Below are 11,505 nucleotides of genomic sequence, written 5' to 3'. Positions count from 1 at the left end.
AAGATTTCAACACCACAATACCGTTGCCTACAAAGAATTATTAAAAATGAAAAATAAGGAGTTGCATAATAATGAAGCTATCTCCGGTTACCTCAAAAAATATAGTTGCTGTTGGTTATAATCCTTTTTCTATGATTTTGCGAATCCAATTAAAGAATGGTATGTATGATTTCTTTAATGTACCAGAAAGCATTTATACTGGCCTATTACATGCACAATCTAAAAGTTATTATCATAATACTTACATTAAAAATTCTTTCCGCCACACAAAAATTTAAACTTAACACCCACTAAAAAAGAAAGGAGGTTAACCCTCCTTTCTTTTAAAAACATTTTGCAGATGAATTATCTTCGATTCCTCTTATTAATTTCATCATATGCTTGAATTTGTTTTTTCAAACGCCGATCAGCTTTTTTATCATGCACTACAAGAATTGCATGTATAACCCCTGGAACCCAAAATATTAATGTTAATATGAAATTTATGATTGCCTGAATTGGTTTTCCACAAAATAATACAGCAACAGGTGGAAGAAAAATTGCTAATAAATACATCATCCCTTGAAAACTCCTTATTTTGTATTTTATATATCACTTTTCAAAATATACGCAAAAAAACCTACTACCATTTTAATCTTAACCTGCCTCTAAAATCAATGTATCTCCTTCTATTTATATAAGTATTTCAGACTTTTCATTGTTTTCTAGCCTATTTTCTTCCTCTATTGCAGTTATTCCAATTGCGGAAATTAACGTTCCTGTCGCTTGTATCCAAATACCAATGAGTGCAATGATCCTCTCATCCTTCTTATCAAAAATACTATCTTTATTTTCTTTCTCATCTTTCAATACATTTAAAACACCTTGATACGCTTGTAATCCAGCTCCTAAACTTTGCATGGAGTTACCCAGTATAATAATTTTCTGTAATACATTTATATCCACCAAAGCTGCTTCTACTCCTAGAAAAGCACCAATCGATTGTAAACTGTTCCCTGTAATGATAAGATAATCATTTTCTTTCAATTGTTCATTTATATTAAAATATATTCCTATTACATTTGATATATTTCCTAATGCTAATAACTCAATTCCTATTTGATCAAGTAATTTACTTTGATTCTCTCTTTTTTCTTCCCCATCATCATAATTGCTCGCAATGATTTGTAATATATACCCGAGGGCTTGTAATGAGCTTCCTACAATAACAAGTTCCGATTCAACTTTCTCTTCTCCAATAAATCCTCTTGTCGTTCCAATAGCAGCTGTAAGATTCCCCCCTACTTGAAACCATGCCCCTGTCACTTTTAAACTGCTTGGATTCATTTTTATCACCTATTCAAATATTTTCTAAAGCTTTCAAAACAAACAAATCTCACCCTTAATCTTTTATTTTATTTTTCAGATGTAATTTTGTGAATGATATAATGTGCTACTAATATAAAAAGCACCTTAAAGGTGCTTTTTATATGCATGCTGGGCATGTCAATGAATCTCCATTTTTATCTATTGTTATATTCAATATATATTCAATTGCTTTATGTGACCAAGTTTCAGGTGTAGGCGATTCATTTATATATTGTGGCGCACATGACTTCAGCATTGGAGTACTAATACTCCCTCCAGGATCTAAAGCAACTACAGCCATGCCATGGGGTAATTCCAGGGCCATAGATTTAGTGATACCTTCAATTGCAAATTTCGAGGCACAATATGGCGCAAGCTCAGCTTCACCTTCTCTCCCCCAACTAGAACTCATATTAATGATAATTCCTTCTTTCCTAGATACCATTGCGGGAACAAACGCTCTTATTACATTTACTACACCATTCACGTTTACATTCATTACATTTTCGAATTCTTTAGCCGTAATTTTCCAAAGTTGTGCATTTTGATTTACAATCGATGCATTATTTATTATCAGATCGGGAGCCGTATGTCTATTAAGTATATAATTTGCCCAGTTATTAACTTGCTGAGAATCTGAAACATCAATTACTTGGAAATCATGTATTTTACTGTGCTGTTTTTTTAGTTCTTCAATTTTATTTTTTGAACGTCCACAACCATATATGTTCCACCCTAATTCATGAAATCGATCAACCATCGCACGTCCTAACCCTTGTGTCACGCCTGTAATAATTACAGATTTACTAATTTCTTTTCGCTTCATTTCTCTCATCCTCCTTCCCTATATCTTACTCTCTTCATTTTTATTCAGCGATTTACTATAGTATCAACTCAACTCATACTTTAGTAATGGTTTTGATATTGCATACATAAGCAAAAAAAGTAACCATCATGGTTACTTTTTGCTATATATCTAAAAATTCATTGTTTATTTCATTATTGTTTTTACATTTCAACTTCTCTTTTTCACATTTCTCACACTGGTAAATCCTTTTTTAAAATCCTCATTATCCTGCCTCTTAATAAAAATATATTTATGTTTACAATGCGATTCACCCAAATAATTTTTAAACCACTTTTTCAACACAACACATTCCACCTTTATGATAGAACCTTTATTTAGCTGCTTTATTACATACTTTTATTTAAATGTTCAATCTCATCTTGCAATTTTTTAAATTGCTCAAAATGCATGGTAATAGATTGGCTACTGCCATAATCAACATTTTGTTTCACTAATATAACACCCGTGTCATGAAAAAGCGCTTCAAGTTCTTTCCTAATAGACACTTTCGCAATATGAGCTGTTTTAATTGCAGATAAAATTGCAATTTCATTAAACTTTAATTTTATTTCATTTGGACAAAATGCGTCTTCAACTAATATAACTTCATTACTATAAATTAATGCAACAAGATTACTTGATTTGGCATCTGTTAAATCAACTTTTTTCATAATATCTTTCATTACATTTTGCCTCCTTTATTTTCATATATATCAATTATACAAAATTTTTAAAAAAAATTACTCAACTTTATTATATTAATTTTAACACACTTTTATTGAAATCCACGCTCCAAACGTTTTACTATTCCACAATTTTTATTGTATGAACCATCTGGACTATAACTCCATATAGTAATGTTAACAACTTATTATAAAGCAGGTGAAAATTATGCCCTCAGTTGTAGGAAATTTAGTTGTACAAAATAGCAATGGATCATTTAACTTAGGTGATTTCTACAACGTATCTCCGAAAGAAAATACGAAAGCTTATAATGGTTCCGGCGCATCAAACGTTGGTTTTGTTGTTAATACTTTTAGCGGTGTTAGCGCGACCAATACATTTGATTCTGACCTTGCAGATCAAAACCAAGTGGGTACAGCCTAATCTTATGTTCAACTTTCTGTATAGAAAATTTTAATTTGTCTATACTATAATCAGGCTGTTTGACAGCTCTTGTTGATTTTGGAGTACCCTATCTTTTTCTCCCTTTCCCTGGGGCTCAGCAGCTAGCACGAAGCTAGCTGCTTTTTCTTGTATTATTTGTCTCATAAATCAGAAATAAAAGAAGCTGCCATTTAATATTCAGCTTCTTTTACGTTATTTCAATAATATCCATAGCGTTAAATACGTAAGTTTTATAAAAGGCGTCTGTACAAATTACAATTTGTTTTACCGGATTGATATGTACAACAGTCATGTAGCTTGTTAGTATGTAACCATCTTCAAAATATGTTACCAATATTTCTTTCTCAGACAATAATGACGTTAATAATTTATCAGAAATTCTCTCTTTTGCTTCATTTGTTAAAAGCGGTTTTTGTACTTTTAATTTCTCTCCAATAATCTTTCTCATATTTAAAAGTTGTTCGGACATTACTGTAAACGGAACCCACTCTCTTTCTTCTTTTTGTATCTTTACATCGTTCATTTTTTATCTCCTTGATCATTTATACATTTATTTAGCCATACTATCCCTTAGTTATTTTTAATACTCACTAAACTCGGATTTACTTCTAAACTATAATTAGGTTACCTCTTAAAAGAACATTCGTTCTTATTATACACGAACTTACGTTCTCTTGAGAAGAGCCATACTTATTATTTCTTAACAAAAAACATAATTTTATTTATCTCCATACTTTTTTCCTTTATCAAATAAACTTCTCATTTCTTATATAACATGCATATAACAACTAAAAGGCGACTTCACCCAAAGTGAAATCGCCTTTTTCTAAAAAATATTTCAAAGCTTATTTTTCTATCCTAACTAATGTTCTTTCTGGAATACATAATTCATCTATATTAAAATGATTTATTTTTAAGTTCAATTCCCCTACTCGTTCCTTATCTTCATCACCAACCCAACAACTACATAATTCGAAATAGTCTCCATCTTCCAAATAACCTTCCATAATCTTGCATAAAGTTAAAAGTTTTTCTTTCGCTTCTTTTTTTCCTTTACATTTTGCCACTCGACAAGTTCAATTCCCCAACTAGTTGAAACCTCATACGTGTAATTTGTTTGGAATTGATAATCTTGTACAATTTCAAGCATACTTTCATCTGAAAAACACGGTCCAAAAACAATTAGATTATTAGAATCCGGATCCGTTAACGGAATTTCTATATTACAGCCTATGTAACTTGCTAAACTCATTTTATACTCCTCCAGTATTCGTATAAAAAATACTTCATAGTATATTTATTTACTCAAATATAAAATCCCTGCCTAAACGAAAAAGTTTTAAATTTTTATCGTTTATTAACCATCTATAACTGAAAACATATACTATGATGAACGAACTCACAAAGCATAAGAAAAGAGAGCATTTACAACACTCTCTTTTCTTACATACTCTATGGAACTTTACAAAACTGAATCAATGATTTTTATTATTATATTTTATTACATATACTTAGGTTGTACTATTATATGTAACTCTCTCTCTGTATCCGCTTTTTTCGGATGACGAAAATAATTAAGTTCGTACTTTAACACTTTATACTCAACCATCCCGATTTTAATCCCTTTCGTTTCTTTTAATATAGCTAATAAATCACTTACATTTTCATCATATGACTCAAAAATTTTCGCGCCGCCCTCTCCTTGAAAGATTACTTTCATATATTCTCCACCACCTTAATTTATTGATGTGGTAAATGACGCGTTTAAAACAATTCATTCTTTATCCTAAAATTTTCATATGAAAAAGAACATCCTTTCCAATCGAATGCTCAGCTTTTTACTAATTATCCATGTTAAATATTTATTCAAAAACATTATATGTATTATTTTTTAAATTATGTTCGATATCCATTATTAAAGAGTAAATATATGTAATAAACTTGCATAATGAAAACCTTAGAATATTCACTTTCGTTGAAATAATTATAATCCATAATTTCCCATTGTAATTCTTAATATTTAAATGTAATATTGTATTGTCTTACTATCTATTTATAACTCACACACTAATTAGAAAAAGGGAACTCTATATGAGTTCCCTTTTCTAATTATGATTACAGTCATTATTTCTTTTCTAGAAATTTAAATGTATCTTTAAATTCTTTATTATTCACTTTAATATCAGCATCTTTCAATAAATCATTGACTACTTGTTGTTTCCATTTACCTGTCGTATCTTGTAGTCTTTGTTGTTCTATATCTTTACGAATTTTATCCTTTACTTCATCAAATGGCTTCAATTCTTTTTTATCCGTCACTTTAATAATATGGTAACCGTAAGTTGTTTTAACCGGCTCACTTACTTGGCCTGCATCTAATTTATACGCAGCTTCCTCAAATTCTTTCACTGTTTGCCCAGGAGCAAAACTAGATATTTCCCCGCCCTGTTCCTTTGAACCAGTATCTTCTGAATACTGTTTTGCTAAGGCAGCAAAATCTTCACCATTATTTACTTTCTCCTTTATTTCTTTAGCCGTTTTTTCATCTTTCACTAAAATGTGACTTACTTTCATTTCTGGTTTATAGTTATCTTTCACATCTTTATCTGTAACTGTTGCTTTAATCGCTTTCTCAAATGCAATTTCTGGCTTCATTTTTTCTTTTAATTCATCTTCATTTTTCAACCCAAGTTGTTCTAAAGTCGATTTAAAGTTCTCGCCCATTTTATCTTTTGCTTCTTCTACTTTCTTTTTTGCTTCCTCATCTGAAACTTTATATTTATCTAACAATGCCTTACTTAACATCATTTGATATAAAGTACTTTCTCCATATTGTTGTCGTAATTCTTTACTTAATTCTTTCTCTGTAACATTTCCTACTTTTGATGTTACTACGTTGTCTGAGGAACCACATGCAGATAATGCTAGCATCATGCATGAAATAATTGTTCCAATAAATATTTTCTTCTTTTTCAATTCAAATACCTCACTTTTATCATTATGCAAATTAACTATACACAGTCATTGTGAAAACAGTGTGTTTTCTACATGTAATTCATTTCATATGAGTTGACTATGTATCATGTATTTTCATTTTTAAATATAAAGAGTCTTCTTACTATGCATAGTAAGAAGACTCTTTATATAATTCTCAAAAAAATATAGCTTCTATAGTTGCTTAATAATTACATGTTTTTCAGGTATCCAACTATTCTGCCCGATATCTACCGCATTTCCCACTCTACCCCACACTCGAAAAGATTTCGATCCATCTATGTTTCCTTTATAATTCATACATTCAGGCTCTTCATAATAATTTACTCCGTAACCGACAGGATATTTTGAAGTTGCATAAAACCATTTCACATTAAAATGTTTTAAATATACCCACTGCTTATCGTTCCCTAAACAAATCATATCTTGCTCACCGCCTCCCCAATAACCTGCTAAGATTAAATATGGAATTTTCTGAGTGAGTGTACCTGTAAATTGGGGATTCATGGGGTTTTCATATAAATTTATTCCATATCCATCAGGATATTTCGAAACTGCAATACCAATGCCATTCGGTTGCTGTGTATACACTATGTTAGATTGATTTGCTTTGTTGGAATCTATAAACCAAGAAAGTGACTTATTTCCTACTAATCGATTCAGATCACATTTCCCAATCCCAGGAACATTCCCTGAATCCGTATATTGCCACATATCACATGAATATGCTGGCTTATTCCCTTCATAACGAGGGATCCATACGAAATCAGCTTCAATATTACGTGCTCCAAATGATAGATACGTGTGATGCCCTACATATAATCCTACTTTTTCCGCACCTAAACGGCGTAATTCATCAATAAATGCCTGTGTCCCGCCTTGCATATCTGCCATCGTTTGAACTTCTACGTCCGCTACCCAAAACTTAGCAGATTGATCACCACGATTCCAAAAATCTTGCGCCTCTTTCTTCGCATCAGCAATAGATATAAAACGGCAAAAAGCATAATTACCAAATGGGATACTATGCTTTTTCATTTCACTAACATAATTTTGATACATAAAATCCACCGTATTAGAGCCATCTTGAACTCTAGCAATCACTAAATCTAGCTGAGATGCTGCAATATCCCAATTGATAGTTCCATTCCATTTTGAAATGTCTACAATATACCCCATACATTCCAGCTCCTTTTGAATGTCCTATTCATAGCTAGTTTTATTGTAAGCCTCAGCTCTCTAAAACTAGCTATCTATAATATAAGTAAAAAGAATCTTTACCGTTTTTCAAAATATATTCTCTTTCAGAAATATTTCTATAAACTTTAACATGTATGCCACATAAAATATTCGAAATACACCCTACTATTCATTTATTATGTAATCTCGTCCTACCAATCATTTTTACATATATTAGAAAAAATCCCCTATATTATTAAGTTATAACTTTCAGTATCGATTTCCTTTCAACTAAAAAATTTCATCCCTCATTTTCTATATATTCTTAAGTCAAAATTACTACCTCTACATGAAATTTGAGATTTAGAAAAATTTTAATTAATTGAAGTTTACTCCTTTTAAATCACAATTTTCCAACCTGAACACTATTGGTGCATAAAAAAAGACATTTTCTATTAATGAAAATGTCTTTTTACAGTTTAATAAAACAACTTTGGTGCTAAATCTGTATTTTGTAATTCTTGATTTTCACTGCTCATAACACAACTTGTGGAAAATAGAATTGGGATACCACAAATCTCATCATTCATTACATCACGAAATACATTGGCAGCAACACCTGTAAACGTTTGACATAAGTTAGAAATATCGTCATTGAAAAACTGAATGACTTCCGCAGCGAAAACCGGAAAGACAACATTCGGTCCGCCAGGGAACTGAGGCTGTACCACAACTTGTTCAAAATAAGGATTATTTTCTAGTGCTACTTGAAATAAATGAGCTATTTCAAATGCATCTAGTGGACAAGGAAATGGATTTACAATTTCATTCTCATTATTCGTTACAATAACTGTCACACTTACATTCCCAAATTGTACAAAAGATTTTAAAAGCGTTGCTAATGCTCTCGCTTTTTCGTTGCTTAACGCATGCACTAAAATAATATAATTACCACCAACAGGAATAAGTGGCCCAACTGTAACAGTTGGATCAGCACCTATTGAATTTTTCAATTCATTAAAATATGTGATCCACGGTGGCGAAAGCTGAGCTTGTACATTTTCTTCCACTACTTTATATTACCTCCTTATACCATTCTTACTAACATAATATGTAACAAATTAAAAAATGTATTAGTTATATTAACTATTTTCGTATTTATTGATTATATTAATTAAACATTTTATTTCGCATTCTCAATTTCCCTTTTACATCTTTAAGCACTTTTACTACTATGAAATTCTTTATTATAAGCAAATCCACTGAAATTTCATATTATACTAATACGACTCTATATCCATTAAATTATAATACTCAATATTAGGAGCTGATTTCATGGAAAAAAAGCCTATCGTGTTCAAAATCCCACCAAATTCAAAGCTAAAAGTTACATTTTTCGGTCCTTGTAACGAAGTAATTACAAATGTGTCTATTATTAATCAACTATGCACCCCAAAATGTCAAACTATCACGCAATATCCAGACTTTAAGAAATATGTAACTGAAGTACGATCGTTATCCCGTTGTTAGTCCGCATAATGCACGATTTTCACAACTTTGTTACCTAAAATAACTGAGAAAGAAAATGACTGCATTCCTAGACTAAAATTACTCATTTTATGATATTCCATTGATAATTCATTGATTTTTTACACGTTTTTATTAAAAGGACATATATTATCGTATGGAGATTATCCACTCATAAAACCTATCTTTCTTTGGAGCGTACTTATTATGTATGCTCTTTTTTTATGTAACCGTCCCCTTCTAAATTGACCAACAATATATTAAAATTCTTTATGTACTCAAGGAGGTCAAATATGTTCAAGCTGCATCCAATACTACTCATCTTAGGATTGATTTTGTTTTTATATAGTGTAATCGCCTTTATGTTATTCTTTTCAGTGTACTAGCATTCCCTACACAAGTTTATGTTCAATATGTAATTTCTATATAGTAAAGAAAAAACGTAATGATACGATCTTTTATGTATTTCGTCTTTCTTGTTCTATAAAAAAACTAGTAAACTTACTAACACTGAGTTTTCAGAAGCATGTTACTTATTTACATATTATTTTTTTCATTATCTGAATAAGGTTAAAGCCTCTACAAATTAAACTACACTTTACCTGTTTACTTATATATTTTAGAAAAACAATAATAATCCCCCACCATTTGGTAAGGGGATTAACTAAACCTACTAAAAAACATTTAATGATCTGTTTTATTTAATTGGAGAAGGAAATCTTGCCGCTTCAAAGTGAACCGTATTTAAACCATTAACATTTTGTACAATTACGCCCGCAATACTACTTTCTGCAAAAACTTCAACTGAATCTCCTGCTTCTAATTGAAGAATAGTAGTTACTGAAACATCATTATTAAAAAATACTCCTGTTCCAAAGAAATCATTATCTATCGCTATTGCTGGATTTCCATTTACACGAATTTCTACTCTAGCTCTGTAATTCACATTAAAATCATTTGGAGAAAATGTTATATTTCCTAATACACTATATACCCCTCTAGTTTTCGGAGTGAAAATGGATGTTACTGGATTATATTCATTCGCTAGATCAAATTGTTCATTTTGAAATAATACTTTAACAGGAGTATTTGCTAGAACAGGTTGATTAACTGTATTCACAGCTCTAAATGCCGATGCCCTTACAAGCTCCTCTTTCTTATCATCACAACACTTCACCTTTACATACTTCCTATCACATTTACTACTTTTTCTATAACAATCATGACTTTCCTTTTTGTAATCTTTACAATACTTACAGTAATAATAAGACATAGTTAGTCCCCCTTTACACTTATTTTTATATAGTATGCTATATAGATTAGAATAGCTTGGACGACCTGTTACTATTTTTAATAGAGTAAAAAACCCTCACCATTTCGGTGAGGATTTACCTTTAAGCTTCTGTAAACTCAATGTTTAATGACTTTATTTAATCGGCGAAGGAAATCTTGCTGCTTCAAAATGTGCACCATCTTCTAAAGGACTTAAAACTCCATCTATACTACTTTGTGCATAAATCTCAACTTCATCCCCTGCATTCAATTGAACAATCGTCGAAACACTTACTACATTTCCAAAACTTATTGGACCAAAAAAGTCATTATCTATAGCTATCGCTGCGTTTCCATTCACACGAATTTCTACACGCGCTCTATAATTTAAAGTTGGATCGTTTGGAAAGAAACCAATCGTTCCAATAATAGAATATACTCCTTTAGTCTTCGGCATAAAAATAGATGTTGCTGGATTATACTCATTCGCTAAATCAAATTGTTCATTTTGAAATAACACTTTCACAAAAGTATTAGCAGGAACATTTTGATTTACTGTATTTCTAGCTCTAAATGCCGATTCTCTAACAAGATTGTCCTTGTTATCATGGCACTTACTAGTGTTCTTACAACAATCATGAAGCTTCTTTTTATACTCCTTACAATACTTACAGTAGTAATAACAAGACATACTAATTCCCCTTTCAAACTTATTACTACATATTATGTAAGATTGATTTATAAGGTTTGGACTAGCTATTTTTATTATTCATAAGGGCGCTATTAACCTGCACCCTTATTTATATACACCACTTCATTCCTTATTAGTTATAAGTTGTATACAGTTCCATATGGAATAGTAAGAAAAGAACTTCCGTACGGTGTAACATGATGTACTGGGTAAAAATACTCTACGGATGAATAATACGGTTGTACACCTTGCTGCTGCATTTGCAATTGTTGTTGCATTTGCAATGCTTGTTGAATAGCTTGGACTGTACTTTGTGCTCCACTATACGTTATAGATGTACCATACGCTGGTCGCATACCAGTTTCAGAATTAAAATATGAATAAAACATGATTTTCAACTCACTTCCGTATAATTTATTACAAAGTATGTTATGATTCTATATTTCAGTGAGTGCTGAAAGCTAATTCACTAGCTTTTATTAAGTTTAAACATTTTTAATATAAATATCATTCTCCAAAT

At 30.9% G+C, this 11,505-nt stretch carries 16 protein-coding genes and 1 pseudogene; 3 read left to right on the top strand and 14 right to left on the bottom strand.

What is annotated here, in order from left to right; all coding sequences use genetic code 11:
* Nucleotides 1–71 precede the first annotated feature (71 nt).
* A complete protein-coding gene (locus AXW78_RS11150) occupies nucleotides 72–278 on the top strand; it encodes a KTSC domain-containing protein (protein WP_000777844.1) in 207 nt (68 codons plus the stop codon).
* Between the two features lie 67 nt (nucleotides 279–345).
* Here the strand turns inward: AXW78_RS11150 and AXW78_RS11145 are convergent, their stop codons facing one another.
* The 5 genes and pseudogenes from AXW78_RS11145 to AXW78_RS11125 all read right to left on the bottom strand — a co-directional run bounded on the left by AXW78_RS11145 (nucleotide 346) and on the right by AXW78_RS11125 (nucleotide 2,877).
* Nucleotides 346–558, bottom strand: a complete 213-nt coding sequence (locus AXW78_RS11145) for a YqaE/Pmp3 family membrane protein (protein WP_000990219.1) — start codon at nucleotides 556–558, stop codon at nucleotides 346–348.
* A gap of 114 nt (nucleotides 559–672) precedes the next feature.
* Nucleotides 673–1,326, bottom strand: coding sequence for a DUF6944 family repetitive protein (locus AXW78_RS11140; RefSeq protein WP_001070042.1), 654 nt, complete (start codon nucleotides 1,324–1,326; stop codon nucleotides 673–675).
* Nucleotides 1,327–1,465: 139 nt separating this feature from the next.
* Nucleotides 1,466–2,173: an SDR family oxidoreductase gene (locus tag AXW78_RS11135; protein WP_061884126.1), complete on the bottom strand. Its 708-nt coding sequence runs from the start codon at nucleotides 2,171–2,173 to the stop codon at nucleotides 1,466–1,468.
* A 142-nt stretch (nucleotides 2,174–2,315) separates the two neighbouring features.
* Nucleotides 2,316–2,497, bottom strand: a pseudogene (locus tag AXW78_RS11130) (hypothetical protein).
* Nucleotides 2,498–2,541: 44 nt separating this feature from the next.
* Nucleotides 2,542–2,877, bottom strand: coding sequence for a hypothetical protein (locus AXW78_RS11125; RefSeq protein WP_000651907.1), 336 nt, complete (start codon nucleotides 2,875–2,877; stop codon nucleotides 2,542–2,544).
* Between the two features lie 208 nt (nucleotides 2,878–3,085).
* Here AXW78_RS11125 and gerPF point away from each other — a divergent pair, with 208 nt between their 5' ends.
* Entirely contained in the window at nucleotides 3,086–3,301 is a 216-nt protein-coding gene (gerPF, locus tag AXW78_RS11120) for a spore germination protein GerPF (RefSeq protein ID WP_001141569.1), read from the top strand.
* 208 nt (nucleotides 3,302–3,509) lie between these two features.
* Here the strand turns inward: gerPF and AXW78_RS11115 are convergent, their stop codons facing one another.
* The 6 genes from AXW78_RS11115 to AXW78_RS11090 all read right to left on the bottom strand — a co-directional run bounded on the left by AXW78_RS11115 (nucleotide 3,510) and on the right by AXW78_RS11090 (nucleotide 8,565).
* Nucleotides 3,510–3,845, bottom strand: a complete 336-nt coding sequence (locus AXW78_RS11115) for a YolD-like family protein (protein ID WP_001999741.1) — start codon at nucleotides 3,843–3,845, stop codon at nucleotides 3,510–3,512.
* A 498-nt stretch (nucleotides 3,846–4,343) separates the two neighbouring features.
* Entirely contained in the window at nucleotides 4,344–4,574 is a 231-nt protein-coding gene (locus tag AXW78_RS35700) for a KH domain-containing protein (RefSeq protein WP_000050497.1), read from the bottom strand.
* A 249-nt stretch (nucleotides 4,575–4,823) separates the two neighbouring features.
* Nucleotides 4,824–5,042 (bottom strand): hypothetical protein, encoded by a 219-nt coding sequence (locus AXW78_RS11105; protein ID WP_000864279.1) that lies wholly within the window; start codon nucleotides 5,040–5,042, stop codon nucleotides 4,824–4,826.
* 404 nt (nucleotides 5,043–5,446) lie between these two features.
* Nucleotides 5,447–6,298: a peptidylprolyl isomerase PrsA gene (locus AXW78_RS11100; protein WP_000727343.1), complete on the bottom strand. Its 852-nt coding sequence runs from the start codon at nucleotides 6,296–6,298 to the stop codon at nucleotides 5,447–5,449.
* Nucleotides 6,299–6,490: 192 nt separating this feature from the next.
* A complete protein-coding gene (locus tag AXW78_RS11095) occupies nucleotides 6,491–7,495 on the bottom strand; it encodes a glycoside hydrolase family 25 protein (protein WP_000540657.1) in 1,005 nt (334 codons plus the stop codon).
* Nucleotides 7,496–7,974: 479 nt separating this feature from the next.
* Nucleotides 7,975–8,565 (bottom strand): hypothetical protein, encoded by a 591-nt coding sequence (locus AXW78_RS11090; RefSeq protein ID WP_000392280.1) that lies wholly within the window; start codon nucleotides 8,563–8,565, stop codon nucleotides 7,975–7,977.
* Nucleotides 8,566–8,830: 265 nt separating this feature from the next.
* On the opposite strand from AXW78_RS11090, the gene AXW78_RS11085 reads away from it, so the two are divergent.
* A complete protein-coding gene (locus AXW78_RS11085; protein ID WP_000412557.1) occupies nucleotides 8,831–9,025 on the top strand; it encodes a hypothetical protein in 195 nt (64 codons plus the stop codon).
* A gap of 694 nt (nucleotides 9,026–9,719) precedes the next feature.
* Here the strand turns inward: AXW78_RS11085 and AXW78_RS11080 are convergent.
* From AXW78_RS11080 to AXW78_RS11070, 3 genes are all read right to left on the bottom strand, one after another.
* Nucleotides 9,720–10,295: a complement C1q domain-containing protein gene (locus tag AXW78_RS11080; protein ID WP_000122944.1), complete on the bottom strand. Its 576-nt coding sequence runs from the start codon at nucleotides 10,293–10,295 to the stop codon at nucleotides 9,720–9,722.
* Nucleotides 10,296–10,448: 153 nt separating this feature from the next.
* Nucleotides 10,449–10,985, bottom strand: coding sequence for a C1q-like domain-containing protein (locus AXW78_RS11075; protein WP_061884125.1), 537 nt, complete (start codon nucleotides 10,983–10,985; stop codon nucleotides 10,449–10,451).
* Nucleotides 10,986–11,122: 137 nt separating this feature from the next.
* Nucleotides 11,123–11,374 (bottom strand): DUF3947 family protein, encoded by a 252-nt coding sequence (locus AXW78_RS11070; RefSeq protein ID WP_000500095.1) that lies wholly within the window; start codon nucleotides 11,372–11,374, stop codon nucleotides 11,123–11,125.
* Between the last annotated feature and the right edge of the window lie 131 nt (nucleotides 11,375–11,505).

The organism is Bacillus thuringiensis (assembly GCF_001595725.1).
Lineage (GTDB): Bacteria > Bacillota > Bacilli > Bacillales > Bacillaceae_G > Bacillus_A > Bacillus_A thuringiensis_K.
This window is presented reverse-complemented; position numbering and strand designations above follow the sequence as displayed.